The 25790-nt window shown below is 60.0% G+C and carries 26 protein-coding genes; 11 read left to right on the forward strand and 15 right to left on the reverse strand.

The window, feature by feature from the left end; translation table 11 throughout:
• Positions 1–89: 89 nt before the first annotated feature.
• Both DWY76_RS05740 and DWY76_RS05745 read left to right on the forward strand, forming a co-directional pair.
• Positions 90–1694 carry a peptide chain release factor 3 gene (locus DWY76_RS05740; protein ID WP_120080332.1) on the forward strand — a complete coding sequence of 535 codons (1605 nt, stop codon included), beginning with the start codon at positions 90–92 and terminating at the stop codon, positions 1692–1694.
• Positions 1695–1832: 138 nt separating this feature from the next.
• Positions 1833–2816, forward strand: coding sequence for an aldo/keto reductase (locus DWY76_RS05745; RefSeq protein ID WP_120080334.1), 984 nt, complete (start codon positions 1833–1835; stop codon positions 2814–2816).
• Positions 2817–3084: 268 nt separating this feature from the next.
• Here DWY76_RS05745 and DWY76_RS05750 read toward each other — a convergent pair whose 3' ends face one another.
• The 6 genes from DWY76_RS05750 to gpr form a co-directional block, all read right to left on the reverse strand.
• Positions 3085–4389: a M23 family metallopeptidase gene (locus DWY76_RS05750; protein ID WP_120080336.1), complete on the reverse strand. Its 1305-nt coding sequence runs from the start codon at positions 4387–4389 to the stop codon at positions 3085–3087.
• Positions 4390–4478: 89 nt separating this feature from the next.
• Positions 4479–4682, reverse strand: coding sequence for a hypothetical protein (locus tag DWY76_RS05755; protein ID WP_044953882.1), 204 nt, complete (start codon positions 4680–4682; stop codon positions 4479–4481).
• A gap of 123 nt (positions 4683–4805) precedes the next feature.
• Complete coding sequence (locus DWY76_RS05760; RefSeq protein ID WP_120080338.1) at positions 4806–5849, reverse strand: A/G-specific adenine glycosylase; 1044 nt, start codon at positions 5847–5849, stop codon at positions 4806–4808.
• 71 nt (positions 5850–5920) lie between these two features.
• Entirely contained in the window at positions 5921–7309 is a 1389-nt protein-coding gene (gene asnS, locus DWY76_RS05765; protein ID WP_120020016.1) for an asparagine--tRNA ligase, read from the reverse strand.
• A gap of 343 nt (positions 7310–7652) precedes the next feature.
• The gene (locus DWY76_RS05770) at positions 7653–8792 is read right to left on the reverse strand and encodes a stage II sporulation protein P (protein ID WP_005943550.1); all 1140 of its coding nucleotides are present in this window, start codon (positions 8790–8792) and stop codon (positions 7653–7655) included.
• A 29-nt stretch (positions 8793–8821) separates the two neighbouring features.
• Complete coding sequence (gene gpr / locus DWY76_RS05775; RefSeq protein ID WP_120080340.1) at positions 8822–9607, reverse strand: GPR endopeptidase; 786 nt, start codon at positions 9605–9607, stop codon at positions 8822–8824.
• A gap of 166 nt (positions 9608–9773) precedes the next feature.
• On the opposite strand from gpr, the gene rpsT reads away from it, so the two are divergent.
• Positions 9774–10034, forward strand: coding sequence for a 30S ribosomal protein S20 (gene rpsT / locus DWY76_RS05780; protein ID WP_005943554.1), 261 nt, complete (start codon positions 9774–9776; stop codon positions 10032–10034).
• A 71-nt stretch (positions 10035–10105) separates the two neighbouring features.
• Here the strand turns inward: rpsT and DWY76_RS05785 are convergent, their stop codons facing one another.
• From DWY76_RS05785 to DWY76_RS05800, 4 genes are all read right to left on the reverse strand, one after another.
• Positions 10106–10381, reverse strand: a complete 276-nt coding sequence (locus DWY76_RS05785; protein WP_118527663.1) for a peptidoglycan synthetase — start codon at positions 10379–10381, stop codon at positions 10106–10108.
• A 98-nt stretch (positions 10382–10479) separates the two neighbouring features.
• On the reverse strand, positions 10480–10836 hold the full coding sequence (locus DWY76_RS05790; protein WP_005943559.1) for a SpoVA/SpoVAEb family sporulation membrane protein: 357 nt from the start codon (positions 10834–10836) through the stop codon (positions 10480–10482).
• A gap of 1 nt (position 10837) precedes the next feature.
• Positions 10838–11854 (reverse strand): stage V sporulation protein AD, encoded by a 1017-nt coding sequence (locus DWY76_RS05795; RefSeq protein ID WP_120080342.1) that lies wholly within the window; start codon positions 11852–11854, stop codon positions 10838–10840.
• A 98-nt stretch (positions 11855–11952) separates the two neighbouring features.
• Positions 11953–12414 (reverse strand): SpoVA/SpoVAEb family sporulation membrane protein, encoded by a 462-nt coding sequence (locus DWY76_RS05800; RefSeq protein WP_097774624.1) that lies wholly within the window; start codon positions 12412–12414, stop codon positions 11953–11955.
• A gap of 76 nt (positions 12415–12490) precedes the next feature.
• Between DWY76_RS05800 and DWY76_RS05805 the strand changes: the two genes are divergently transcribed.
• The 7 genes from DWY76_RS05805 (at position 12491) to DWY76_RS05840 (ending at position 18362) form a co-directional block, all read left to right on the forward strand.
• Positions 12491–13321, forward strand: coding sequence for a M15 family metallopeptidase (locus DWY76_RS05805; protein WP_120020013.1), 831 nt, complete (start codon positions 12491–12493; stop codon positions 13319–13321).
• Positions 13322–13451: 130 nt separating this feature from the next.
• Positions 13452–14036: a DUF4358 domain-containing protein gene (locus DWY76_RS05810; RefSeq protein ID WP_165852577.1), complete on the forward strand. Its 585-nt coding sequence runs from the start codon at positions 13452–13454 to the stop codon at positions 14034–14036.
• A 69-nt stretch (positions 14037–14105) separates the two neighbouring features.
• The gene (locus DWY76_RS05815) at positions 14106–15524 is read left to right on the forward strand and encodes an MBOAT family O-acyltransferase (RefSeq protein WP_005943568.1); all 1419 of its coding nucleotides are present in this window, start codon (positions 14106–14108) and stop codon (positions 15522–15524) included.
• 12 nt (positions 15525–15536) lie between these two features.
• Positions 15537–16709 (forward strand): DHHW family protein, encoded by a 1173-nt coding sequence (locus DWY76_RS05820; RefSeq protein ID WP_120080344.1) that lies wholly within the window; start codon positions 15537–15539, stop codon positions 16707–16709.
• Between the two features lie 259 nt (positions 16710–16968).
• Positions 16969–17292, forward strand: a complete 324-nt coding sequence (locus tag DWY76_RS05825) for a hypothetical protein (RefSeq protein ID WP_005943572.1) — start codon at positions 16969–16971, stop codon at positions 17290–17292.
• Between the two features lie 314 nt (positions 17293–17606).
• Positions 17607–17939: a hypothetical protein gene (locus DWY76_RS05835; RefSeq protein WP_097781182.1), complete on the forward strand. Its 333-nt coding sequence runs from the start codon at positions 17607–17609 to the stop codon at positions 17937–17939.
• A 93-nt stretch (positions 17940–18032) separates the two neighbouring features.
• A complete protein-coding gene (locus DWY76_RS05840) occupies positions 18033–18362 on the forward strand; it encodes a hypothetical protein (RefSeq protein ID WP_005943576.1) in 330 nt (109 codons plus the stop codon).
• A gap of 88 nt (positions 18363–18450) precedes the next feature.
• Here the strand turns inward: DWY76_RS05840 and dnaJ are convergent, their stop codons facing one another.
• The 5 genes from dnaJ to DWY76_RS05865 form a co-directional block, all read right to left on the reverse strand.
• Positions 18451–19629, reverse strand: coding sequence for a molecular chaperone DnaJ (gene dnaJ / locus DWY76_RS05845; protein WP_120080346.1), 1179 nt, complete (start codon positions 19627–19629; stop codon positions 18451–18453).
• 158 nt (positions 19630–19787) lie between these two features.
• The gene (dnaK, locus tag DWY76_RS05850; protein ID WP_005943578.1) at positions 19788–21617 is read right to left on the reverse strand and encodes a molecular chaperone DnaK; all 1830 of its coding nucleotides are present in this window, start codon (positions 21615–21617) and stop codon (positions 19788–19790) included.
• A gap of 101 nt (positions 21618–21718) precedes the next feature.
• Positions 21719–22348 (reverse strand): nucleotide exchange factor GrpE, encoded by a 630-nt coding sequence (locus DWY76_RS05855; RefSeq protein WP_005943579.1) that lies wholly within the window; start codon positions 22346–22348, stop codon positions 21719–21721.
• Positions 22345–23418: a heat-inducible transcriptional repressor HrcA gene (hrcA, locus tag DWY76_RS05860; RefSeq protein ID WP_120080348.1), complete on the reverse strand. Its 1074-nt coding sequence runs from the start codon at positions 23416–23418 to the stop codon at positions 22345–22347. The genes DWY76_RS05855 and hrcA overlap by 4 nt, the downstream gene beginning before the upstream one ends.
• 187 nt (positions 23419–23605) lie before the next feature.
• Complete coding sequence (locus tag DWY76_RS05865) at positions 23606–24148, reverse strand: stage V sporulation T C-terminal domain-containing protein (protein ID WP_097776925.1); 543 nt, start codon at positions 24146–24148, stop codon at positions 23606–23608.
• Positions 24149–24375: 227 nt separating this feature from the next.
• Between DWY76_RS05865 and DWY76_RS05870 the strand changes: the two genes are divergently transcribed.
• Positions 24376–25677, forward strand: a complete 1302-nt coding sequence (locus DWY76_RS05870) for an aminoacetone oxidase family FAD-binding enzyme (protein WP_120080350.1) — start codon at positions 24376–24378, stop codon at positions 25675–25677.
• The last annotated feature ends 113 nt before the right edge of the window (positions 25678–25790 follow it).

Consider the following 25790-nt stretch of genomic DNA (forward strand, 5'->3'; position numbering starts at 1 on the left):
GGGCGAGCCCGGCAAAGTCCAACCGGACATACTAAATGCAAAAATCCACTTCCTGCTCCACAGCAGGTTTATCAGGAGATCTACAGTTTATGACAAATCGTGAAGAAATCGAGCGCCGCCGGACGTTTGCGATCATCAGCCATCCCGACGCCGGTAAGACCACTCTGACCGAAAAGCTGCTGCTGTACGGCGGAGCCATCAATCAGGCAGGCTCCGTCAAGGGCAAGCAGAGCGCAAAGCACGCCGTGTCCGACTGGATGGACATTGAGAAGCAGCGCGGTATTTCCGTCACCTCTTCTGTCCTGCAGTTCAACTACGCGGGCAAGTGCGTGAACATTCTGGACACCCCGGGCCATCAGGACTTCTCGGAGGACACCTACCGCACCCTGATGGCGGCAGACTCTGCCGTCATGGTCATCGACGCTGCAAAGGGCGTTGAGGCCCAGACCATCAAGCTGTTCAAGGTGTGCACCCTGCGCCACATCCCCATCTTCACCTTCATCAACAAGATGGACCGCGAAGCCCGCGACCCCTTTGAGTTGATGGAGAACATTGAGGAGATTTTGGGCATCAAGACCTACCCCATGAACTGGCCCATCGGCTGCGGTAAGGAGTTCAAGGGCGTGTTCGACCGCAACACCCGCAAGGTGCTGGCATTTTCCAGCGACGGCCGCGCCAACGGCGTGAAGAAGGTGGATGAGACCGAGGCCGAGCTGGGCGATCCCGCACTGGACGAGCTGCTCACCCCGTATCTGCACCAGCAGCTGGTGGATGAGATCGAGCTGTTGGACGGCGCCGCCGAGGAATTTGACCTCGAGAAGGTGCTGCGCGGCGAGCTGAGCCCCGTGTTCTTTGGTTCCGCTCTGACCAACTTCGGCGTGGAGCCTTTTCTGGAGAACTTCCTGCGGCTCACCCCCACCCCGCTGGCCCGCGTGGACAGCCTGACCGGCGAGACCGTAGACCCCTGCCGCGACGAATTCTCTGCCTTCATCTTTAAAATTCAGGCCAACATGAACAAGGCCCACCGCGACCGCATCGCCTTTATGCGCATCTGCTCCGGCAAGTTCGAGCGCGGCATGGAGGCCTTCCATGTGCAGGAGGGCAAGAACATCAAGCTGGCCACCGGCACCCAGCTGATGGCGCAGGACCGCGCCATCGTGGACGAGGCCTACGCCGGCGACATCATCGGCCTGTTCGACCCGGGCATCTTCTCCATCGGCGACACCCTGTGCACCGGCAAAAAGAAGGTCCAGTTCGCAGGCATCCCCACCTTCTCGCCGGAGCACTTTGCCCGCATTGAGCAGAAGGACACCATGAAGCGCAAGCAGTTCGTGAAGGGCATGGAGCAGATCGCGCAGGAGGGTGCCATCCAGATCTTCCGCGAAGTGGGCGGCGGCATGGAAGAAGTGGTAGTCGGCGTGGTCGGCGTGCTGCAGCTGGAAGTGCTGGAGTACCGCCTGAACACCGAGTACAACGTGGAGATCCGGATGCAGCAGCTGCCCTTTGAACAGCTGCGCTGGGTGCAGAACGACCCCGACACCTACAACCTGCGGGATCTGGACCTGACCAGCGACACCAAGGCTGTGGAGGATATGAAGGGCAACCGCCTGCTGCTGTTCACCTCCGACTGGGCGGTGCGCTGGGCTGAGACCCACAACGAAACGCTGAAACTGAGCGAGTTCGGCAATATCTGAGTTGAAAGAGAGCTGCGGTGCGGGAATGTCCCGCGGCTGCGGCTCTTTTTATAAAACACAAAAAATACAACGAAAAATGCCAGTTATGGAATGAGCTGCTCCCATTGCGGGGAACACTGCTGGCATGGAGGGAAGTATATGCAAAACATCAATATTGGCAAAAGCGGCATTCAGGTGCCATTTCTCGGCATGGGCACCTGGGCCATCGGCGGCGGTGCATGGTGGGGCGACAACGACGACAGCCTTTCAGTCAAGGCCATCCAGACTGCTGTGGAGCAGGGCATCCAGTGGATCGACACCGCGCCCATCTACGGCCTGTACCACAGCGAGACCGTGGTGGGCGAAGCCATGAAGCACATCGACCGCGACAAGGTGGTGCTTTCCACCAAGTGCGGTCTGGAGTGGCGGCATGAAACACCGGTGCTGCACAAGGTCGTGGACGGCACCACCGTTTACCGCGACCTTTCTGCAAAGAGCATCATCGAGGATGTGGAGGACAGCCTGCGCCGCCTGCACACCGATCATCTGGATGTGCTGTACACCCACTGGCAGACCCCCGATTTCGGCATCTACCCGCTGGAAGAGACGGTGGAAGCTATGATGAAGCTGAAGGAGCAGGGCAAGATCCGTGCCATCGGTGCATCCAACGTCACTGCGGACATCATCCGCGGCTACTGCAAGTACGGCCAGCTGGATGTCATTCAGGAAAAGTACAGTCTGCTCACCCGCCGTGTGGAAAAGCAGCTGCTGCCTACCTGCAAGGAGCTGGGCGTATCCGTGCAGGCATACTCTCCGCTGGAGCAGGGCCTGCTGACCGGCAAGGTGACTATGGAAACCACCTATCCCGAGGGCAGCACCCGCAACTCGAACCCCAGCTTCCAGCCCGCCCGCCGGGCACAGGCGCTGGACATGCTGGCAAAGTGGGGCGACCTGACCGAGAAATACGACTGCTCTCTGGCACAGCTGGTGATCGCCCTGACCGCCCGTATGATCCCCGGCCTGCATGTGCTGTGCGGTGCCCGCACTCCGCAGCAGGTGATGGACAACGCCGGTGCGCTGAACATCAAACTGGACGGTGCCGATGCCGTCCGCATGAAGTGGGACGTGGATGCCATTTCCTGATGGTTTGACCATCGGAACAGCCTCCGCTTCGCTCTGGCCGTATTTAGAGGAATTCTTCTTTTATGTTTGGGTCCTGAAAAGCCTGCGGGCTTTTCAGGACCCTTTTTTCACGCAAAAGATCGAAACCGGCAGATGATGCCGGTTTTCTTTATGACTCTTTCTGTGAAAATGCAATGCCGGACAGCCCGCAGGCCGTCCGGCATTGCTCTTATAAAAATAAAAATTCCGCTGTTTATGGCCAGCGCAAAGCGGAGGCCATTTAAAATCGTCAGCTGTTCTCCTTCCAGAACAATCCGCCGCTGGTCTGGAACAGCATCCACGGGTTCACGCTCTTGCTGCCAAGCTTGAAGTCCATGGTCAGCTCCTCGCCCAGCACGCCTACAGCCTGCCCCTTTTCCACCGTCTGCCCGGCAGAGACGGAAAGAGTCTGCAGCCCGTACAGGTAGCTGCGCATCCCGCAGCCATGGTCGATGACCACCGTGTTGCCGGTAAGGGCCAGCTCTTCGGCCAGCACCACCACGCCGTTTGCCGGGGCGCGGCAGGGCTCGCCGGGAATGGTATAAAGCTTTGTGGAGTTGGAACGGCTGCCCTGCCTGCCGTTCGCCACCCTGACCTGACCGTAATCCACAAGGGTGGTGTAGCTTTCCACCGGGTTCACAAAGCCGCCCTGCCACATTTTTTCCCGCGCGGGCGCTTCGTACAGGCCCCAGACTGCATTGCGGAACTGGGTGTTTGCCGCATCCGATGCATCCGGTTCCGGCTCCACGTCCACCGTGCCAAAATCCTTGGGCAGCACGATGATGCTGCGGGTGATGGTCTCGCCATTCACGGTAATGTTCACCTCATGCCCGCCGGAGGAAGCGTTGTATGCCGCCGGGATATAGGCCCGCCAGCCATCGGCTGCACGCACGCACTGCACATTGCCGAGGTCTGTTTCCACCGTGGGTGCTGCATCGCCGGTCATGCCGGAGATGCGCAGGCCCACAATACCGCCCTGCTCCACCCGCTCGGCGGAAAGCTCCACCTCCGCGCTGGCCTGCAGGGTGAACCGGAAGGCATAACGATACCAGCCGGTGGGCTTTGCGGGCTTTTCCAGCCCCAGATTTTTGCGCACTGAGCCGGTGCTGCCGCCCTCAAATTGGGTGGCCATGCCGCCCTCCGGCACCCGCCAGACCGATAGCTCTGCCTTATATTCGCCGTTGGTCGGGAACAAAAAGCTTTGATAATCGCTCACACTGCCCACAAATACAATGCTGCCATAGGCGTTCTGGATGGTGAGGGTGGTGTAGCTGGCCCAGTCCGGCAGGGTGATGGCCGGGTGGGCCGTGTACAGCGTGCCCAGCTTCTGCACCGTGAGGGTGGCGGGGCTGGCGAACACCTTATCGAGCTTTCCGCCGATGAGCGGCACCTGCCAGCACCAGCCGTTGGGTTTCAGCGCTTCAGTGCCAAACTGCGCGGTGCTGTCCGGGCAGCCGCCCTCGGTGGTAAAGGCATAGCTCACGCCCATCACTGCGCCCAGAAAGATGCCTACGCCTAGCACCACACCCACGAGCCAGAGCAGAAAACGCTTCATGATACACTCCTTCTATGTAGCAAAAAGGGCGCACCGGCACAGCCTTTTGCAGACTGCCGGTGCGCCCGAAGGTTTACGGTTCGTGTTTTTTATTCTGCAGCATCCTCTGCAGGGGCAGCCTCTTCGGCAGCAGCCTCCGGCTCTACCGTTGCAGCATCGTCCTCGCCGAACAGCAGACGCTCGTACTCGTCCAGCTCCTTCTCACGGCGGTGCAGGTAAACAGCAACAGCAGCAAGGGCACCGGCAACAGCGGCCAGAACAGTGATCACAGCGACCAGACAAGATTTCTTCATAGGTTCAATACACTCCTTTTTTCGTTGAAACGATGTTTCAGCTTTCATTCCAGTGCTTGTTGGCTTTTATTATACCCGTTCCTGTCAAAAATTACAACCATTCAGGTCAAAAAGGCCAAAATTTCATACCATAAGCTTCTTATATGACTTAAACGCACCGGGCAGGGTATACTCCGCCTGCAAAGCTTCCCGGCTGGCCCAGACGCAGCCTGCCGGAGCATCTTGGGCGGGCACATGCAGCAGGATGCCGTTCATATGCCACTCGATGTGGCTGAAGATGTGCTTTGCAGCGGGCAGCGCTTCCGGCGCGGCGGTGCCGGTATCCAGCCCCATGGCCTGCAGGCGGGCAAGGACCTCTCCGGCTGCGAGGGCTTCACCCTCCCACAGTACCGGCTGCCACAGCCCGGCAAGCAGGCCCTTTTGGGGCCGCTGCTGCAAAAGGAAGCCTGCCGGGCTTTCCAGCAGGGCCAGCGTCACAGGCTGCAGTCTGCGGGGCTTGGGCGCTGCTTTGCGGGGCAGCTCCAATGCAGTGCCCGCAGCACAGGCGGCGCACAGGTGGGCAAGCGGGCATTTTTCGCACAGGGGCGCACCGTTCGGCACGCAGACCAGCGCTCCCAGCTCCATAAGGGCCTGATTGTAGTCGCCGGGCGCATCCGGCGGCTGGTGCTCCATCACGCGGGCGGTGAACGCTTTTTTCACTGCCGGTTCCGTGACGGCAGCGGGGTCGTTGTACAAACGGGAGAACACCCGCAGCACATTGCCGTCCACGGCGGGCACCGGGATACCGAAGCTGATGGACGCAACGGCTCCCGCCGTGTAGTCCCCGATGCCGGGCAGGGCGCGCAGGGCATCATAGTCGGCGGGCAGCTGTCCGCCGTACTGCTCGCAGACGATGCGTGCAGCCTTTTGCAGGTTGCGCACCCGGCTGTAGTAGCCAAGACCCTCCCAGAGTTTGTGCAGCTTTTCCTCTTCGCAGGCGGCAAGGGCCGGAATGTCCGGCAGGGCGGCGAGGAAACGTTCGTAGTAGGGCAGTGCCGCCGAGACCCGGGTCTGCTGCAGCATGATCTCGCTGAGCCACACATGGTAGGGGCTGGGGTCGGTGCGGAAGGGCAGGATGCGGTGGTTTTTGTAAAACCAGTCCAGCAGGGCAGAGGAAATGTTTTCCACTTGTTTTGTGCTCCTTATCAAAAAACGGGCCGCCGCAAGGTGCAGCAGCCCGGTAAAAGTATGCGCGCTTATCAGAAGCCGTATGCAGTGCGGGGGAAGGGCAGCACGTCACGGATGTTCTGGATGCCCGTGAGGTACATGATCATGCGCTCGAAGCCCAAGCCGTAGCCGGCGTGCTCCACGCCGCCGAACTTGCGCAGGTTCAGGTACCAGTCGTAGTTGGTCTTGTCCATGCCCAGCTCGTCCATGCGGGCCACCAGCTTGTCGTAGTTCTCTTCACGCTGGCTGCCGCCGATCAGCTCGCCGATGCCGGGCACCAGCATATCTGCGGCTGCCACGGTCTTGCCGTCCGGGTTCTGCTTCATGTAGAAGCTCTTGATCTCCTTCGGGTAGTCGGTGACGAATACAGGCTTCTTGAACACCACCTCGGTCAGGTAGCGCTCGTGCTCGGTCTGGATGTCCACGCCCCACTCCACAGGGAACTGGAACTTCTTGTTGTTCTTCTTCAGGATCTCGATGGCCTCGGTGTAGCTGATGCGGCCAAACTCGCTGTTTGCCACCAGCTCCAGACGCTCGATGAGGCCCTTGTCGATGAACTGGTTAAAGAAGGCCATTTCATCCGGGCAGTTGTCCAGCACGTAGCGGATAACGTACTTGGTCATGGCCTCGGCGGTGTCCATGTAGCCGGACAGATCGCAGAATGCCATCTCCGGCTCGATCATCCAGAACTCGGCGGCGTGACGGGTGGTAAAGCTCTTCTCGGCACGGAAGGTGGGGCCGAAGGTGTACACCTTGCCGAATGCCATAGCCATGGCCTCGGCTTCCAGCTGGCCGGAAACGGTCAGGTTGACCGGCTTCTCGAAAAAGTCCTGCGTATAATCCACGGTGCCGTCCTCGTTCTTGGGCACATTCTCAAGGTCGAGGGTGGTCACGCGGAACATCTCGCCTGCGCCCTCACAGTCGGAAGAGGTGAGCAGCGGAGAGTGAGAGTAAACGAAGCCGTTCTCCTGGAAGAACTTGTGGATGGCGTAGGCAGCAGCGCTGCGCACGCGGAAAGCGGCGTTGAAGGTGTTGGTGCGGGGGCGCAGGGTAGGCATGGTGCGCAGATATTCCATGCTCATCTTCTTTTTCTGCAGCGGATACTCGTCCGCCGGGCAGTCGCCCAGGATCTCCACACTGTCGGCATTCAGCTCAAAGGGCTGCTTTGCCTGCGGGGTGAGCACCAGCTTGCCCTTGACGCGCAGGCTGCTGTACAGACCGGTGTGGATCACCTCATCGTAGTTTGCCAGCTTGCCTGCTTCCAGCACGACCTGCAGGGTCTTGAAGCAGCCGCCGTCCGACAGGGCGATGAAGCCGATGTTCTTGGAGTCGCGGATGTTCTTTGCCCAGCCGCAGACGGTGATCTCGGTGCCGTCGGCGGGGGTGTTTTTGAACAGCGAAACGATCTCAGTGCGTTCCATAGTGTTTGTTCTCCCTTTCGATATAAAATGAAAAAGACAGCTTTGTTCTCCCTGAAAGTTCAGGGCGAACAAGCTGTCTTGTAATGTCCGCGGTGCCACCTGAATTACCGGAAGTGTCCGGTCGCTCACGCGCTCAATAAAAGCGCTGCCCCTGTAACGCAGGGCCTGCGGCGCACCTACTAATGGCAGCTGCCATGTTCAGTTTGCTGCTCCCGGGTGTTCGTTCACGCGGCGTGCGGGCGCGGCTCTCAGCTGTGCCGCACTCTCTGGGCCGGACGGCCCGCGCTACTTTTCCCGATCTTTGCATTTGACCTTTAAAAAATAGCACTTTGGCGGCGTTTTGTCAAGCACCGCCCAGCAATGCGGCAGCAAGGCCCTTTGCCGCCAGCTGCCCGGCATAAAGAGCCTCGTTCAGGTTATTGCCGTGCCCGCCGATCTCAATGAGCAGGCTGCCGGTTGTCAGATCCTGATTGTAGAACCGGTAGCTGAACAGCACCGGCCGGGTAAAACCGGGGTACATTCCTTCCATGCTGCGCTCCCACGCAGCGGCAAAGCGCAGATTCTGCCGCCAGCCCGGCAGCTGAACGGTGGTGCCGTTGTCGCACCCGCAGATGATCATGACCTGTGCGGCCTGCCGCCCGTCCACCGTGCACACCGGGGCATAGCGGCTGCCGCTTTCCGTCTCGATGGCATCCCGGTGGACATCCAGCACCACCTTGATGCTGGGATACCGGGCCAGATACTGCTGCACCACGGCCCGGCTGTTGGCATAGCTTCCGGTGTAGCTGGGGTAGTCGTTCAGGGTCTCGTCGTGCAGGGTGTTGATGCCTGCCGCATTGAGGGTATCGGCCACCACACGGCCCACCGCGCACATGTTCACGCTGCAGTCGGTGCTGCGGGCACCATCGCCGGGGGCAAACCACAGCCCGGCCGAAAGGCGGTAGTCCTCGGTGGCGTGAGTGTGCATCACCAGCACCTGCGGGTCGGGACTGTTCGGCTCAATGGCAAAGGGCAGCGGATTCTCGATCTCCGCCGCAATGTCTGCCGCCGTCTGCCGGGTATTGTTTTTGATGCTGCCCGCCCCGCAGGGAATGTACTTTTCGCCGCTGCCCTGCGGATAATTTTTTTCAATGACAGTACCCGCATCCGCCGGGCGGGCTTCCTCGCCCAGCAGCGGCACAAGGTAGTCCTCAATGTTCCCGGTCAGCGCCTGCACGGCCTGCGGCAGAGAGGATGCCGCCGCTTCCGGTGTGCTGTCCGGTGCGGCTTCCACCTGCACAGATGATGCGGGCTGCTCCTGTGCGGACTGCCGCCCCAGCCAGAAAAGAGTTTCGGCCATTGGCAGCGGTGCAGTAATGGCCGCAGCCAGCATCAGTGCCGCCGTGCGGGCAAAGATGCACAGTGCGGCAAACAGAGCAGCCGCTTCCAGAAACGGCACGATATGCCCCTGCGCCCGGGCGGGCGGCAGTGCTTTGCTGCGCATAAAATAACCTCCCTTCCGGCCCACCGGTGTTACCCCGCCAGCCAGAACAGCTGCGCCACGCTGAGCCTTGGCTGCAAGGCCCGGTTGATGGCACCGGCCAGAAGAGCCGAGCCGTGGGCGATCACGCTGTCCAGCGCCCGGGGCGTGACCACAAGATCTGCTCCTTCGTCCGAATCCATCAAGGTGGGGATGCCCGCCGCGATCACCGGCACGCCCAGCGCTGCCGCGTCCAGATGCTTTGCATGATCCGCCTGCGCCGGGTACAGCCCGGTGTCGGAGAACTGCACGCTGCGGCCCAGCCGCGCACCCTCGGCACTGCAAAGGCTGTCCACGCAGATCAGGGCCGCCGGCCGCACCGCTTCCACCATGGCCCCGGCCAGCTGGCGCAGAGTCAGCCCGGTGGAGGCCGACACCCCCGGCGCAATGGCGGCCACCGGCCGGATGCCTTTTACCGGCAGCGTGTGCTGCGGCCCCATGGTGACTAAAATCTTCTGCGCCGTGCGCGGGCCGAGGGCATCCGCCGTGACCCGCCGGTTCCCGATGCCCAGCACCAGCACCGGCCCTTCCGGCGGCAGCAGGGCGCGCAGTTCTGCCGCACAGGTCTCGATCACCGCAGCGTCCCGCTCGTCCAGCACGCTGACGCTGGGCATTTCCAGCGTGACATACCGTCCGCGGGGCTTCGCCATCCCTTCGCGCGCGATCTCCACCCGCGTTATTGTGACCCCGCCGCGCTTTGCTGTGGCAAGCCTTACCCCGGCAGGCAGCGCCCCCTGTGCCGCGCCAAACATCTCGTCTGCCATATCGGTAAAACGCATTTTTCTGCTCCTCCTGCCTGTTTTGGGGCCAAATGCCCCCTCTGCACGCAGAAAGTATGGAAAAAATAAAACTTTTCTAAACAAAAATCAAAAAAACGCTTGCGCTGGTACGCGAAATATGGTATCATAGGGTGCGCTGTTATAGGTAGCCAAGGAGGTGGAACGAATGCCTAACATCAAATCTCAGAAGGACCGCGTCGTGCAGGCTGCTGCAGAGCAGGCTCACAACAAGGCCATTAAGACCAACCTGAAAACAGTCGTCAAGAAGGCAGACGCTGCCATCGATGCGAATGCCGCTGACAAGGACGCAACCGTCCTGGCTGCTGTTTCCGCGATCGACAAGGCTCGCGCTAAGGGTGTCATCAAAAAGAACACCGCCAGCCGCAAGATCAGCCGTATGGCAAAGCGTGCTAACAAGAACGCTTGATCGCTTTCTGATTGACGAACAAAACCTCTGTACCGGGTTCCCGGCACAGGGGTTTTTGTTTTGCCCGCTTTTCAGGGCACGGCAGCAGGCCGCTCAAAATCGCACAGGGTGGCAAAATCGAACCCCGGTGCCTGCTCCAGAAGCTGCTCCGGCGGCAGGCCGTCGGGCGGCTCGGCCAGCAGCGCCCACGCAGCCCATGCCGTGGGCACCGCCGCCGCAAGGGCCAGCCCCGGCAGCGCCAGTGCCGGGCATGTATGGAACGCACTGCCCGGCGGCAGGGCTGCCACCGCGCACAAGGCCTGTGCAGCCCAAAGCTCCCACAAAAGGGTCGTCCAGCGGTGCTTCATCCGCATCACCTCCTGTTTTGCACAGTTTACCGCAGTGCGGTGGAAAAACAGGGCGAAGGGTGGCGGACAAAGTGACAATGTTCTGGTGTATTTCTTCTTCAGTTCTGGTCGTGACTTTTGCCCACCCAGCTGCACACCACGCCGCACACAAGGCTGGTGGTAACACCGGCCGCAGCGGCGGTCAGCCCGCCGGTGAGGATGCCCACAGCACCTTCTTCCTGCAGCGCGGTGCGCACGCCCTTTGCCAGCAGATGGCCGAAGCCCAGCAGGGGAACCGTGGCCCCGCACCCGGCAAACTCGGCCAGCGGGGCATACCACCCAATGGCCGAAAGCACCACGCCCGCCACCACATATCCAGTCAGGATGCGGGCCGGGGTCAGGCCGGTCAGGTCGATGAGCAGCTGTCCCGCCACGCAGATGGCCCCGCCCACACAGAAAGCCCAGAAATAGTTCATCTTACTTCTCCTTTTCCGGCGCACGCAGCTCCACCAGATGCGCCACCGCCGGGATGGTCTCCTTCTGCAAAAAGGTGGTCTGGCTCATCAGGGCCCCGGTGGCTGTGAACAGCACCCGCTTCTGGCTGCCCCGGCGCAGGCGCGGCAGGATGTGCCCGCACAGCACCGCCGCGCAGCAGCCCGGGCCGGAGCCGCCGCTCTTTACGCTCTGCTCGTTTGCGTCGAACAGGATGCACCCGCAGTCCACATGGTTTTTGATCAGCAAGCCTTCTGCGGCCAGCAGCTCCCGCAGCAGCTGACTGCCAACCTGCCCAAGGTCGCCGGTATAGATGCAGTCGAACTCCTGCGGTTCGGTGCCGGTATCCTTAAAATAGTGCAGCAGGGTGGAAGCCGCTGCCGGGGCCATGGCAGCCCCCATATTGTTGATGTCCTTTACCTGATAATCCTGCACACGGCCAAAGGTGGCAGCGGCAATGCCAACGCCTTCGCCCTGCGGCTGCAAAAGGCAGCATCCGGCAGCGGTGGCAGTCCACTGGGCCGTAGGCGTGCGCACCGCGCCGTAGCTCAGCGGCGTGCGGAACTGCCGCTCTGCCGCGCAGAAGTGGCTGGAAGCCATGGCCAGCAGATTGCGCACAGCACCGCCCTCGCACAGAACAGCACCCAGCGCAAGGCCCTCGGCCATGGTGCTGCAGGCCCCGAACAACCCGGCAAAGGGCACGCCCAGCTCCCGCATGGCATAGCTGGATGCCGTGCACTGGGCCTGCAGATCCCCGGCAAGGGCCAGCTGCACCTTTTCCTGCGGAAGCGCCGCCTTTTGCAGGCACAGCCGCGCGGCGCGCAGCTGCAGGTATTTTTCCGCAGCTTCCCAGTTGGACTGGCCAAAGCGGTTGTCTGCGCTCAGCTCGTCGAACTCTGCCGCCAGCGGGCCTTCGCTCTCTTTTTTGCCGCCCACCGCTGCACCCGCAGCGATCACCGGCAGTGTCTGGAACAGCAGGGTATCCCCGCACCGGACCGTCATAGGCAAAATTTCTCCTTCGTGGAAAATAGATGAAAAACGTTCCATAAAATGTTGTATAATAACATCATGCTGCAATCTTACGGCACACTTGCCCGTGTTTATGACAGCACAGGCACACCCGCCATGCCCAGCACCCACAGCACCGCGCCGTACACCACCGCCGCCAGCGTGCCGTACACGATCACCGGCCCGGCAATGGTGAACATCTTGGCCCCGGTACCCAGCACCCGGCCCTCGGCCTTGAACTCGATGGCCGCGCTGACCACTGCATTGGCAAAGCCTGTGATGGGCACCAGCGACCCGGCCCCGGCCTTTGCGGCCAGCTTCTGGTACCAGCCCAGCGTGGTAAGCACCGCTGAGAGCACGATCAGGCTGCAGCTGGTCAGGGTGCCGGCAAGGTCGGCTTCCACGCCCATGGCAAGATAGCTCTGGCGCAGCACTTCGCCCAGCAGGCAGATGCCGCCGCCCACGCCAAAAGCCCACAGGCAGTCCAGCCCCAAGGGCGAGTGCGGCCCGATGCGCCGCACCCGGCGCGCATATTCCTGTGCTGTCATTTTCATATTGTTTCCCCTCCGGGCATAGCTTGCCCATAGGAAGCAAACTCTATGCACATCCACCGGAAAGAAGGTATTCCAGATGAATCCGTCTGTCCATCCTCATCACCGCCGCCATCTGCGGCCCGCCGTGCGGCGCGTGCTCACCGTTACCGTCGTGGCCTGCATTGCCGTGGGCGGGGCCTCGTTCGTGCTGCACAGCCGTTCCGCTGTGCCTGCCGCCTCGGCAACTTCCACGTCCAGCGCCTCGGCAGCATCAGAGGCAGAAAGCAGTCTGCTGACCGCCCGGCAGGCGCAGGCCATTCTGGATGATCCCCGCATGGTGCTGGTGAACCACACGAACAAAATGCCGGACGATCATACCTTTACCACCAAGGCGTGCGGCTCGGCCACCGCTGTGAACAAGACCCTGCAGACCGAAGCCGCCGATGCGTTCCTCGCCATGCAGGCCGCCGCCGCAAAGGACGGCGTGACCATCTGGATGCAGAGCGGCTACCGCAGCGTGGACTACCAGAAGAACCTCTACGACCAAAAGACCCAGTATTTCCGCAATAAGGGCCTGAGCGAAGCCGAAGCGAAAAAGCAGGCGGCAAATATCGTGAACCCGCCGGGCTACTCGGAACACAACTGCGGCCTTGCTGCCGACCTGAACAGCCCGGAGCACACCGACCTGACCGAGGGCTTTGAAAACACCGAGGCCTTCCGCTGGCTGAGCGCCCATGCCGTGGAATACGGCTTCATCCTGCGGTACCCCAAAAACGCAGAAGCCGTTACCGAGATCACCTACGAGCCGTGGCACTGGCGCTATGTGGGGCCGGAAAATGCGGCCCTGATCCAGCAGAGCGGCCTGTGCTTTGAGGATGCCGTTGCCGTGCTGCAGAAGCTTGCTGCAGGGGAGAAGATCACCGGTTAAAAATCCGTAAAACCGAGGGGCTTTTCGTTGCATTTTGCACACAGTTATGGTAAGATAACAATAGTCTGCCCTGATGCAGGACCGCTTTGGGCAGCTGCAAAAATGTTTTGAACAAAAGAAGGAATATTTTATGATAAATCGCACAAAAATCTTTACAATTGCTCTCACCGGCGCGCTGGCTGCTGTCGCTCTTACTGGCTGCGGCGGTTCCGCCAGCTCTTCGGCCGCTCCCTCCTCCGTTTCCACCGCTGCTGCGGAATCTCCCGCTTCCAGCGCCGCCGCATCCGCTGTTGTGGACAATGCTGCCGAGAACGGCTCTGATGCACTGGACGGTGTTTTCAATGCTCTGCTGGAAGCCGACCCCATCTCCAACCAGTTCGAGATCGCAGCCATGAACATTGAGTACGATTTCGGTCTGCAGGCAGATGATGTGGTGAGCTACAAGGGCGTGAAGAGCAACGACAACGGCGATGCCGGTCTGGTGCTGGTGCTCGAAGCTGCCGACGGCAAGGCCGAGGACGTAGCCAACCAGCTGGCTTCCTACCAGCAGGATCAGGTGGCCTTCTACGGCAACTACGCCGAGTTTGCTCAGGCGCAGGATAACGTGGAGAACGCTGTTATCGCCTTCAAGGGCAACACCATTGTCATGGTGATCGCATCCAACGAGTGCACTGCCGATCTGGACAGCGCCGTGGACAGCGCACTGGCAGACTGAATCTGGATCCACCCAAGGCCGGTGCCATTTGCGGCATCGGCTTTTTTCGGCTAAAAGGAGGCTGACGCTTTGGTTTTCAGCACCATCATCTTTCTGTTCCGGTTTCTGCCCATCACGCTGGCGCTGTATTACCTTGCGCCCGCAAAGCTCAAGAACACCGTGCTGTTCCTCTGCAGTCTGGTGTTCTACTGCTGGGGCGAGGTACGGTTTTTCCCGGTCATGGTGGCCCTCATCCTCATCAACTACATCAGCGGCCTGTGCATCGAGCACTTCGACCAAAAGCCGGCCCTGCGCAGGACATTTCTGCTGGTGGCCCTCATTGGCAGCCTTGGGATGCTGTTCTACTTCAAATACGCAAACTTTGTGCTGCGCAGCGCAAACGCCCTGCTGGGCACCGCCTTTGCCGAGATCCAGGGCATTGGCACTCTGCCGCTGGGCATCAGCTTTTACACCTTCCAGACCCTTTCCTACTCCATCGATGTTTACCGCCGGGATGTAAAGGCAGAGCGTAATATCATCGACTTTGGTGCCTATGTGGTCATGTTCCCTCAGCTGATCGCCGGCCCCATCGTGAAATACCGCGATGTCTCGAACCAGCTGCACGTATACCGGCACCGCTACAGCCTGCAGCAGATCGAAGAGGGCATGACCCTGTTCACCTTTGGCCTTGCCAAAAAGGTGCTGCTGGCGGATGCCATCGGTGCTTTGTGGACAGACATCATCGGCGTTGCGGACAGCCCTTCCACCACCTTTGTGGGCCTTGCCAATGCATCCACCCCGCTGGTGTGGCTGGGCATCATCGCCTACAGCCTGCAGCTCTACTTTGACTTTTCCGGCTACTCCATGATGGGCATTGGCATGGGCAAGATGCTGGGCTTCGACTTCCCCGCAAACTTCAACTACCCTTATATCTCCGCATCCATCACCGAGTTCTGGCGGCGCTGGCACATGACCCTTTCCGGCTGGTTCCGGGAGTATGTGTATATCCCTCTCGGCGGCAACCGCAAGGGCCTGAAGCGCCAGATCTTCAACCTGTTCGTGGTGGAGCTGCTCACCGGCATCTGGCACGGCGCGAACTGGAACTTTATCTGCTGGGGCCTGTACTACTTTGTGCTGCTGGCTGTAGAAAAGCTGTTCCTGCTGCCCCACCTGCAAAAGGGCAGAGTGTGGCCCCACATCTACACCCTGTTCCTCGTGGTGGTGGGCTGGGCCATGTTCGTGGGCAACGATACGGGCGTAAGCTTCGGTCTGCTGTTCCACAAGCTGTTCGTTCCTTCCGGCGGTGTTTCGCCGCTGTACTTCCTGCGCAACTACGGTGTGCTGCTGGTGGTCAGCATCCTCTGCTGCACCCCGTTCATTGAAAAGATTTGGAACCTGCTCAAAAAGAATGCCGTCACCCGCTGTGCCGCCATTCTGGCGCTGCTGGTGGTCTCCACCGCCTATGTGGTGGGCAGCACCAACAGCCCGTTCCTCTATTTCAACTTTTAAGGAGGCGTGAAGATGGACAAGCATTCCAAAAAATCTTCCTCGCTCCTGCACTACCCGGTGCTGGTGGTGTTCAGCCTGTTCTTTCTTGGTCTGTTCGCACTGGACCTTATTACACCGGACCGCGCCTACAGCGAGATGGAAAACACCACCCTTTCCCAGCGCCCGGCGCTGACCCAGCTTTCCGCCAAGGGGCTGAACAGCTACTTTACCGCCTACACAAAGTACGTGAAGGATCAGGTGTTCGGCCGCGATGAGTGGATCAGCCTGCAGAGCGTAGTGGAGACCACCCTGCTGCAGAAGGAGCAGAACGGCGGCATCCTGCTGGGCAAAGAGCACATGATGTTCCCCCGCACCTTCGGCCTGCTGGACAGCGAGAACCGCACCCTGCCCAAGAACACCGCCGCCGTGGAAGCACTGTGCCAGCGCCACCCGGGTAAGGTGGATGTACTGCTGGCCCCGGCAGCATCGGTCATTTACCCGGAAAACGTGCCTGCAAACGCGCCGCTGCTGGACGAGGATGCCTATCTCGACCAGCTTTCCGCCGCCGTACAGGCCGCCGGAGGGCGCTTTGTGGATGTGCGGCAGACCCTTGCCGAACACAAGGACGAATATATCTACTACCGCACCGACCATCACTGGACGAGCCTTGGCGCTTATTACGCCTACCAGCAGCTGTGCGGTACGCTGAGCCTGACCCCCTTCGACCCCGCCGCGCACACGGCTCTGACCGCCGAAAATTTCTACGGCACCCACTACTCCAAGGCCCGCACATGGAATGCCGTGCCGGATACTATCACCTACTACGACCTGCCGAACAGCCTGACCATCTATAATGTCACCGCTGCAGGCCAGCCCGCAGACGGCCAGACCACCGGCCTGTACGACACGGACAAGCTGAACGTGTACGATAAGTACGCCATGTTCCTGCATGGCAACAACGGCCTGAGCCGCATTGAGGGCGACGGCACCGGGCGCATTCTGGTGATCAAGGACAGCTACGCCAACTGCTTTGCACCGTATCTGACGGCAAACTACGCCCAGATCGATGTGGTGGACTTCCGCAACTACAACTACGGTCTGGATCAGCTGATCGCGGATAACGATTATGACCAGATCCTGGTGCTCTACAGTTTTGACAGCTTCAAGAGCGACCCGTACCTCTACCGTGCCGGTGTGGCCGGGTAAACATGGCAGCGCCTTTTCCGCAAAGGAAAGGGCGCTGTTGTTTTATGTCAAATTATTGCAGTCTTTTTTCACAAATTTTTCTAGTTCTTTTCGGAAGTCTCTCCAGTTTTTGCGCACTCTGCCCATTCACCCCTTGCAAAAAATCAACGGGTGTTGTACAATGGCGATATAGAGCAGTTGTTCTTCATCGATGGTTCGATCTGGTGTGAACAGTGCATAGAATGTGCTGATACGATCTTTGATTCAAAGGAGTGTTATTATGGAAAACAAGATCATGATGCCTGCTTCCTACAACGTTCTTTCCTGCGAAGAGATGACCTACACCGAGGGCGGTGCTACCTTTACGGAAGCTCTGCTGAACTGGATTCCGCCCATTGGCTGGTACATGGGTGTTACCGCCATGCGCAACTACCGCAAGAGCCACCCCAACGACTGGCTGGATACCGGTCTGGATGCTCTGAGCCGCGATATGGATTCCAGTGCGCAGAACATGCTGCGTGATCTGGGACGCATCGTCTGGGTCACCGCGACCAGCGCTACCGGCGTTGGTTTTCTGGTCAATGCTGCCATCGTCCTGCTCTGACCCTGCTCATAAGATCCGTCCGGAGAGACCAAAGACCCCTTTACCCGCGGCCTTTTCCGCCAGAGAGGGCCGCGGGCTTTTCATCAAGCAGAAATAAGAAATCGGCTGCCTGAGCACTGTATACCGTCTGAACGGTCTTTTGCCTGCAGAGAACAGCACTGCTTTCCTTTTCCTGCAAGCAACTACTCGCGTCATGCGGCGGCGCGCCCTGCTTTATGAGAACGATCTCCAAGCGCATATCCCGGTTTATTTTTGGGTTTTAAACAGTGCGATCTTGCACTGTCTGGATAGCTTTGATTCAAAGGAGTGTTATTATGGAAAACAAAATCATGATGCCTGCTTCCTACAACGTTCTTTCCTGCGAAGAAATGACCTACACCGAAGGCGGTGCTACCGTCGGTCAGGCTGTCGCTGCATGGCTGTGGCCCGGCTACGCTACGGTTATCGGCATCAACACCTGCCGTGAAGCACGCAAGAAGGATCACGACAACTGGGCATCCAACGTCTGGAGCGATATCAAAGCCGACTGCAAGGGCAATGTGACCAACACCTTCTACCATGCCGGCATGATCTTCTGGAATGCTGCATCGACCATCAGCAGCTTTGGCCTTTCTGCCGTTATGTCTCTGGGCATCATCTACTTCTAATTTTCAGGAGTACACCAAAGGGCTTTTTGCGGCGGCTCTTCAACGGAAGAGCCGCCGCTTTTTTTATCAAACCTAAAAAAGGAGTTTTGCTTTATGACGAACGCCATTACTTATCCTGCTGCATACAATGTTTTGTCCTGCGAAGAAATGACCTACACCGAGGGCGGCGTAGGTGTTGTGGAAGCCGCCATGGCATGGTTCCCGCTGTACGGCTGGTACAAGGCTGTTTCTGCCATCCACGATTACCGCAAGGCAAATATCAACTCCAACTGGGTGGAAAACGGCATGAACGCTCTGGTTGCCCATGCTGAAAAAAGCCCCACGAACACCATCCATGACATCGGCTGCAGCTTCTGGTTCATTGGTTCCTGCGCAACCATCATCGGCCTTGTGCCCAACGCCCTGTTGATCTTCGGCAACTAAGTCCCGGTCTCTGTTCTGAAAAAGCAAAAGCGGCGGCACCTCCCGTTTGGGAAGTGCCGCCGCTTTTTATGTTATGCGGTTTTCAGTCTCAGTTGTTGAACATGTCCTTCAGCTTTTTGAAGAAGCCCTTGCGCTTTTCGTAGTTTTCTTCTTTCAGGGTGCCCTCGAACTTCTTCAGGGCCTCCCGCTGGGTCTTGTTCAGCTTCTTGGGGATCTCCACCTCGCACTTGACGTACATATCACCGCGGCCGCGGCCATTCAGGTACTGGATGCCCTTGCCGCGCAGGCGGAAGGTGGTGCCGCTCTGGGTGCCCTCGGGCACGGTGTACTCCACCTTGCCGTCAATGGAGGGCACCTGCACGGTGTCGCCCAGCACGGCCTGACTGTAAGTGATGGGCACGGTGACCCACACATCGTAGCCGTCGCGCTGGAACACCTCGCTGGGGCGCACCGTGACCATGACGATCACATCACCGGAGGGACCGCCGTTTGCACCGGCATCGCCCATGCCGCGCAGTGCAAAGCTCTGGTCGTCGTCGATGCCCATGGGGATGGACACCTCCAGCGTCTTTTTAGCAGCCACCTTGCCGCTGCCATGGCAGACCTTGCAGGGATTCTTGACCAGCTTGCCCTTGCCGCCACAGCGGGAGCAGGGCTGCTGGGTCTGCATCACGCCAAAGGGGGTGCGCTGCTGACGGATCACGAAGCCGCGGCCGCCGCAGTCCGGGCAGGTCTCGGGGCTGGAACCGGCAGCACAGCCGCTGCCGTGGCACTCGGTGCACTCCTGCTGGCGGGTGATGGTGATGTTCTTCTTGCAGCCGTGCACGGCCTCGTCAAAGCTCAGGGTGATGCGCACGCGGATATCCTGACCCTTGCGCGGTGCGTTGGGGTTCGCCTGACGGGACGAACCGCCAAAGCCGCCGAAGCCGCCGCCAAAGATATCGCCGAAAATGTCGCCCAGATCCACGCCGTCGCCGCCAAAACCGCCAAAGCCGCCCGCACCGGGGCCGCCGCCGTTCTGTGCTGCATAGGCAGGGTCAACACCTGCAAAGCCGTACTGGTCGTACAGCTGGCGCTTCTTCGGGTCCGAAAGCACCTCGTTTGCTTCGTTTACTTCCTTGAACTTTTCCTCGGCGTTCTTATCGCCGGGGTTATAGTCCGGGTGGTATTTCATTGCAAGCTTGCGGTATGCCTTTTTGATCTCGGCATCGGTCGCAGTCTTGGATACCCCCAGCACTTCGTAGTAATCACGCTTTTCCTGTGCCATATCCACTCACCTCTCCGGGAACGTTTGATCCGGGAAACGCCCCGGTTGGTTCCTCGCTCTATAACCAGCAAGAGCCGCTCCGGCAAAACCGGAGCGGCTTTTGCTATTCCACGCGTGCGTCCGCCGGTTTGGCCGGGCACACACTGCTGTGTTTTTTATCAGACTTCCTTGAAGTCGGCATCCACAACGCCGTCATCACCCGGCTTCTGCTGGTTGTTTGCACCTGCGTCGGGGCCGGGCTGTGCACCGGCGGCCTGCTGTGCGGCAGCGGCTGCCTGATACATCTTCTCGAACACCTGGCTCAGGGCTTCCTGCTTTGCCTTGATGTCGTCCACGTTGCCGGACTGAACAGCGGTCTTCAGGTCGGCCAGCTTGCTCTCGGCCTCGCTCTTCACGTCGGCGGGCAGCTTGTCGCCGTTCTCCTTCAGCATCTTCTCGGTCTGGAACACCATCTGGTCGGCACCGTTGCGGATATCGACCTCTTCACGCTTCTTCTTATCGTCGGCAGCAAACTGCTCAGCTTCCTTCACAGCCTTGTCGATGTCCTCCTTGGACATGTTGGTAGAAGCGGTAATGGTGATGTTCTGCTCCTTGCCGGTGCCCAGATCCTTTGCGCTGACCTTCACGATGCCGTTTGCATCGATATCGAAGGTAACTTCGATCTGAGGCACACCACGGGGAGCCGGAGCGATGCCGTCCAGATGGAAGACACCCAGGCTCTTGTTGTCGCGTGCGAACTCACGCTCGCCCTGCAGAACGTTGACCTCAACAGAGGGCTGGTTGTCTGCAGCGGTGGAGAACACCTGACTCTTGTGGGTGGGGATGGTGGTATTGCGGTCGATGATCTTGGTGCACACGCCGCCCAGAGTTTCAATGCCCAGGCTCAGCGGGGTGACATCCAGCAGCAGCAGGCCCTTCACATCGCCCTGCAGCACGCCGCCCTGAATAGCAGCGCCCACAGCCACGCACTCATCGGGGTTGATGCCCTTGAAGGGCTCGCAGTTCAGTTCCTTCTTGACTGCATCGTAGACAGCGGGGATACGGGTGGAACCACCGACCATCAGAACCTTCTTCAGGTCAGAGGGACGCAGGCCTGCATCCTGCAGAGCCTTGCGGACGGGGCCCATGGTGCGATCGACCAGATCAGCGGTCAGCTCATTGAACTTTGCGCGGGTCAGGGTCATATCCAAGTGCTTGGGGCCGGTAGCATCGGCAGTGATGAAGGGCAGGTTGATCTGGCTGCTCATTGCGCTGGACAGCTCGATCTTTGCCTTCTCGGCAGCTTCCTTCAAACGCTGCGCAGCCATCTTGTCCTTGCGCAGGTCGATGCCGTTCTCGGTCTGGAAGGCATCTGCCATCCAGTTGATGATGCGCTCATCGAAGTCATCGCCGCCCAGATGGGTATCACCGTTGGTGGCCAGGACCTCGGTAACGCCGTCGCCCATCTCGATGATGGACACATCGAAGGTACCGCCGCCCAGATCGTAGACCATGATCTTCTGGTCTTCTTCCTTATCGATGCCATATGCCAGAGAAGCGGCAGTAGGCTCGTTGATGATACGCTTGACGTTCAGGCCTGCAATGGTGCCTGCGTCCTTGGTAGCCTGACGCTGGCTGTCGTTGAAGTATGCAGGAACGGTAATGACAGCCTCGGTAACAGGCTCGCCCAGATAAGCCTCGGCATCAGCCTTCAGCTTCTGCAGGATCATAGCGCTGACCTGCTGGGGAGTGTACTCCTTGCCGTTCAGGGTCACCTTGTGGTCGGTGCCCATGAAGCGCTTGATGGAAGCAACGGTGTTCTCAGGGTTGGTGATGGCCTGACGCTTTGCGACCTGACCCACCAGACGATCGCCGGTCTTGGTAAAGCCGACCACAGACGGGGTGGTGCGTGCACCCTCAGAGTTTGCGATAACAACGGGCTCGCCGCCCTCCATGACAGCCACGCAGCTGTTGGTAGTACCAAGGTCGATACCAATGATCTTACTCATAATGAAAACTCCTCTCGAAAGAACAAATCTTATTGTTTATGTGATGCTCAAATGTTTGTAAGCGGATGTTATATTCAAAACCCTTTCGGGTTTCTGCTTTGTTATTCGGCCACTACAACGGTCGCATGGCGGACGATCTTATCGCCCAGCTTGTAGCCCTTCTGGTAGACCGTGATGACGGTGCCGCTCTCCTGTCCGTCCGGGGCGGGGATCTGCTGCACTGCATTCATGAAGTTGGGATCAAAGGGCTTGCCCAGCGCCTCGATCTCCTCCACATGGAGGGCATCCAGCGCCTTGGCGGCCTTGTCCAGCGTCATGGTCACGCCCTTTTTGTAGTTCTCGTCGGTGGTGGGGGCGTTGGCTGCCATCTCCAGCGTATCCAGAATGGGAATGATCTGGTTCACCGCAAAGGAAATGCCATCGTTGAACTTCTGGTCGGCTTCGCGGGTGGAGCGCTTGCGGTAGTTCTCGTACTCCGCTGCCATGCGCAGCAGCTGGTCTTTGGCCTGTGCAGCGTTGGCTTCGGCCGCGTCCAGCTTTGCCTTTACGGCTTCCAGCTCGCGGGCCTTCTTGTTGAACCAGCCGCCATCCTTCTTCTTGTCATCCTTCGGGTCGGCAGCTTCGGCAGCAGGTTCCTGTTCGGGTGCTGCCTGCTGGGCCTTTTCCTCGGGAGCCGTTTCGGGCTGCTCCGCTTCCTGAGCCGGAGCCGTCTTTTTTGCTTCTTCGCTCATTCCAGATCCTCCTTATAGATCGCAGTCCGCCGGGGTACGGCAGCCTGTGGGGTGTCTTTTCGTTTGCCGCTCATGCCCTCGCCCAGCTGGTCTGCAAAGTAATGCAGCAGCGGCATCAGCTTCTGGAAGGGCATCCGGGTGGGGCCGATCAATGCAATGGAGCCCCACAGGCCTCCGCCCACCAGATACCGGTCGCTCACGATGCACAGACCCGGGATCTGCGGTTCCAGATCCTCGCCCAGCAGCACGCTCTCACTGCGTTCTGCCGGAGGTGCGATCAGGCCAGCGGCCTGCTCCTCGTCGTTCAGCAGTGTGAGGATGTCGCCCACCTTGCCGTCCAGCTGGGGCCAGTCCAGCAGATACTGCTCGCCGCCCAGAAATACGTGGGGCTTGACGGAATCCTGCAGGATGGCAGCCGCTGCACTGATAACGGGCACCAGCTCCGGGTCGATCTGGCTGCACAGCTCTGCCAGCAGCCGGGTGGAAAGATCCACCGGCGCTACAAAGGTAAGGTTGCGGTTCAGCAGTGCGGCAAGTGCTGCCGCATTCTCGCGGGAAAGACCGGTGCGCACCCGTGCCACACGGGTACGAACGTAACCGGCCGTGGTAACGGCCAGCACAGCCGCTGCGCTGCGGCCCACCTGAACCACTTCATAGTGGGCGATGCACAGGTCTTCGGCGCACGGGGTGCTGATGGCGGCGGTGCAGCCGCTGATGGCGGCCAGCGCCTTGGCGGCACCTGCGGCCAGCTTTTCCGGCTCATGGTCGAGGCTTGCGAACACCGCATCCACCCGGGCGCGGCTCACACGATCCAGCGGCTGATCGTCGGTCAGCAGATTATCAAGGTAGTAACGGTAGCCCTTGGCACTGGGCACACGGCCCGCGCTGGTGTGGGGCTGCTCCAGCAGGCCCAGCTTTGTCAGCGCCGCCATCTCATTGCGAAGCGTTGCGCTGGAAACTGCCATGTCAAAGTAGTTTGCCAGCACGCTGCTGCCAACGGGCTCGCCTTCGAGACCATACAGCGCCACGATCGCCTGCAAGACTCGCTGCTTGCGTGCATCCATCGTCATAGCGCCTGCCTCCTTTTTGCGTTCGCTTTGTTTGTTTAGCACTCCTTGTTCCTGAGTGCTAAGACCATTATAGCCAATTTTCCGGTGCTGTCAAGCCCCTTGGAAAAATGTTTTAAAAGATTCATAATTCTGTCATAAACGAAGAAAGCGCCCTCCTTATTATAAGGAAAGCGCTCCGGCATGTTCTTTACTCTTCCATCTGCCTTGCCAGAAATGCCGCTGCCACATTCACGGCCTTGAGCTGGGCGGCATCCGGCGTGGCCGTGCGGTCTTCGGTCAGCAGGGCCACCACGCCGGTCACATCGCCCGCCGCAATGATGGGTGCGGCACACAGCACTGCTCGGGGCGAGCCTTCGCAGGGCAGGATGCACTTTTCGGCAATGCCCTCGCTCTGGTACAGCCTGCGGCCATCCATCAGCTTTTCCAGCGGCTGGCTGATGCTGCGGTCGGCCAGCTCCCGCCGGCCGCTGCCGCTCACCGTAAGGATGCGGTCGCGGTCGGCCACCAGTGCGGTCAGCGCAAAGCTTTTGCTGAGCACCTCGGTATACTGGGCCGCTACTGCGTTCATCTCGCCAATGGGCGAATACTTTTTAAAGATCACCTCGCCGTCGCCCGTGGTGAAGATCTCCAGCGGGTCGCCGCGGCGGATGCGCTGGGTGCGGCGGATCTCCTTGGGGATCACCACCCGGCCCAGCTCGTCGATGCGGCGCACGATTCCTGTTGCTTTCATGTTTTTGCTCCTCCGTTTCCTTAAAAATGCCTGCAGCACTAGTATCTGTCAGACCGGGCCATTTATACCTGCTGCCCCCGCGCAAAAAGACCTGCACGGAAAGCTGCCTCTTCGTTGCGTTTCCGGCAGGGTTCTGCTACAATGATACAAAAAGCCATTTTCATAAGCACAGCACCCCGCTTATGAAGACAGATCCTAAAATTCTACTGAGAAAGGCAGGTGTCCGGATGCCGAACATCCTCATTCTGGGCGGCGGTGCCGCCGGTCTTGCAGCCGCGCTGGCGGCGGCACAAAGTGCCCCAGCTGCACAGGTCATTGTGCTGGAGCGCAACCCGAAGCCGGGCAAAAAGCTGCTTGCCACCGGCAATGGCCGCTGCAATCTGGATAACACCGGCATTGCACCGGAGCTGTATTTCACTGCCGACCCGGCAGCACTTCGTCCGCTGCTGGATGCCGTAAATACCGCCGACCCGCTGCGCTGGTTCCGTGCGCTGGGGCTTTACACCCGCACCGACGAGGCGGGCCGGGTGTATCCGTACTCCAATCAGGCGGCGGACGTGCTGGCCCTGCTGGAGCACCACCTTGCGCAGCACCATGTGCAGCTGCGCACCGGCTGCACCGTGCGCACCCTGAACCAGAGCCGCAGCGGCTACGCCGTGCAGTTCGAGACGGCAGAGGGCTCTGCCGAAACGCTGCGCGCCGATGCCGTCATCTGCGCCATGGGCGGCGAGGCAGGGCCGCAGTTCGGCACCGACGGCTTTGGCACCCGGTTCGCCGCCCAGTGCGGCGGCAGGGTGGAGCCGCTGTACCCCTGCCTGACCGCCCTGCAGTGCGCAAAGCCCCGCAAAGCGCTGGCTGGCATCCGTGCCAAGGCAGCAGCATCCCTGCTGGACGGTGCCCGTGTGCTTGCCTACGAGAACGGCGAGGTACAGTTCACCGATTACGGCCTTTCCGGCATCTGCATCATGCAGCTGTCCGGCCTGCTGGCCCCGGGCCGCGGCCCCAAGGCTCCTGCTGTGGAGCTGGACCTCTTCCCGGCAGTGGACGAAACCGCACTTGCCAGCCTGTTTGCGGCCCACGCCGCCCAGACGGCAGGGGGCAGCGCCGCTGACTTCTGGCTGGGCCTGCTGAACCAGAAGCTGGGCCGTACTGTGTGGTCTGCCGCCGGGCTGCAGGACAGCGACGCGCCTGCCGTGCTCACCGCCGCACAGTGGCAGAAGCTGGCCCACACCGCCAAGCACTGGCGCTTTGAGGGGCTGACCCCCTGCAGCTGGAAGCAGGCCCAGACCACCGGCGGCGGGCTGGCCCTGCGGGAGGTGGATCAGCACTTCCAGTTCAAGGGCTGTCCGGGCCTTTACTTTGTGGGCGAAACGCTGGACTGCGCAGGCAGCTGCGGCGGTTTTAACCTGCACTGGGCGTTCGGCTCCGGCCTTGTGGCCGGGCGCAGCGCTGCAGGCCATGCTGCAGCAGGCCGTGCTCTGCCAAAAGCCTCCGCGCCCGCAAAGAGCAGGAAAAAGCCGCACAGGTAAAAATGAGCTTTAAATTTTCAACAAAAGCTTGACATCTTGTGCAGATCGCATTATCATAAAGACAATAAAAGTTTGTTCAGAGGATCGAGCAGAACAAGCAAGGGGAGAGTCGA

Source organism: Faecalibacterium sp. AF27-11BH (assembly GCF_003603005.1).
Classification (GTDB): Bacteria; Bacillota; Clostridia; order Oscillospirales; family Ruminococcaceae; genus Faecalibacterium; species Faecalibacterium taiwanense.

Coding starts and splice junctions, on each gene's coding strand:
- DWY76_RS05740 (WP_120080332.1), top strand. CDS start 90: ATGACAAATCGTGAAGAAATCGAGCGCCGCCGGACGTTTGCGATCATC.
- DWY76_RS05745 (WP_120080334.1), top strand. CDS start 1,833: ATGCAAAACATCAATATTGGCAAAAGCGGCATTCAGGTGCCATTTCTC.
- DWY76_RS05750 (WP_120080336.1), bottom strand. CDS start 4,389: ATGAAGCGTTTTCTGCTCTGGCTCGTGGGTGTGGTGCTAGGCGTAGGC.
- DWY76_RS05755 (WP_044953882.1), bottom strand. CDS start 4,682: ATGAAGAAATCTTGTCTGGTCGCTGTGATCACTGTTCTGGCCGCTGTT.
- asnS (WP_120020016.1), bottom strand. CDS start 7,309: ATGGAACGCACTGAGATCGTTTCGCTGTTCAAAAACACCCCCGCCGAC.
- DWY76_RS05770 (WP_005943550.1), bottom strand. CDS start 8,792: ATGCGCAGCAAAGCACTGCCGCCCGCCCGGGCGCAGGGGCATATCGTG.
- gpr (WP_120080340.1), bottom strand. CDS start 9,607: ATGCGTTTTACCGATATGGCAGACGAGATGTTTGGCGCGGCACAGGGG.
- rpsT (WP_005943554.1), top strand. CDS start 9,774: ATGCCTAACATCAAATCTCAGAAGGACCGCGTCGTGCAGGCTGCTGCA.
- DWY76_RS05785 (WP_118527663.1), bottom strand. CDS start 10,381: ATGAAGCACCGCTGGACGACCCTTTTGTGGGAGCTTTGGGCTGCACAG.
- DWY76_RS05790 (WP_005943559.1), bottom strand. CDS start 10,836: ATGAACTATTTCTGGGCTTTCTGTGTGGGCGGGGCCATCTGCGTGGCG.
- DWY76_RS05795 (WP_120080342.1), bottom strand. CDS start 11,854: ATGACGGTCCGGTGCGGGGATACCCTGCTGTTCCAGACACTGCCGGTG.
- DWY76_RS05800 (WP_097774624.1), bottom strand. CDS start 12,414: ATGAAAATGACAGCACAGGAATATGCGCGCCGGGTGCGGCGCATCGGG.
- DWY76_RS05805 (WP_120020013.1), top strand. CDS start 12,491: ATGAATCCGTCTGTCCATCCTCATCACCGCCGCCATCTGCGGCCCGCC.
- DWY76_RS05810 (WP_165852577.1), top strand. CDS start 13,452: ATGATAAATCGCACAAAAATCTTTACAATTGCTCTCACCGGCGCGCTG.
- DWY76_RS05820 (WP_120080344.1), top strand. CDS start 15,537: ATGGACAAGCATTCCAAAAAATCTTCCTCGCTCCTGCACTACCCGGTG.
- DWY76_RS05825 (WP_005943572.1), top strand. CDS start 16,969: ATGGAAAACAAGATCATGATGCCTGCTTCCTACAACGTTCTTTCCTGC.
- DWY76_RS05835 (WP_097781182.1), top strand. CDS start 17,607: ATGGAAAACAAAATCATGATGCCTGCTTCCTACAACGTTCTTTCCTGC.
- DWY76_RS05840 (WP_005943576.1), top strand. CDS start 18,033: ATGACGAACGCCATTACTTATCCTGCTGCATACAATGTTTTGTCCTGC.
- dnaJ (WP_120080346.1), bottom strand. CDS start 19,629: ATGGCACAGGAAAAGCGTGATTACTACGAAGTGCTGGGGGTATCCAAG.
- dnaK (WP_005943578.1), bottom strand. CDS start 21,617: ATGAGTAAGATCATTGGTATCGACCTTGGTACTACCAACAGCTGCGTG.
- DWY76_RS05855 (WP_005943579.1), bottom strand. CDS start 22,348: ATGAGCGAAGAAGCAAAAAAGACGGCTCCGGCTCAGGAAGCGGAGCAG.
- hrcA (WP_120080348.1), bottom strand. CDS start 23,418: ATGACGATGGATGCACGCAAGCAGCGAGTCTTGCAGGCGATCGTGGCG.
- DWY76_RS05865 (WP_097776925.1), bottom strand. CDS start 24,148: ATGAAAGCAACAGGAATCGTGCGCCGCATCGACGAGCTGGGCCGGGTG.
- DWY76_RS05870 (WP_120080350.1), top strand. CDS start 24,376: ATGCCGAACATCCTCATTCTGGGCGGCGGTGCCGCCGGTCTTGCAGCC.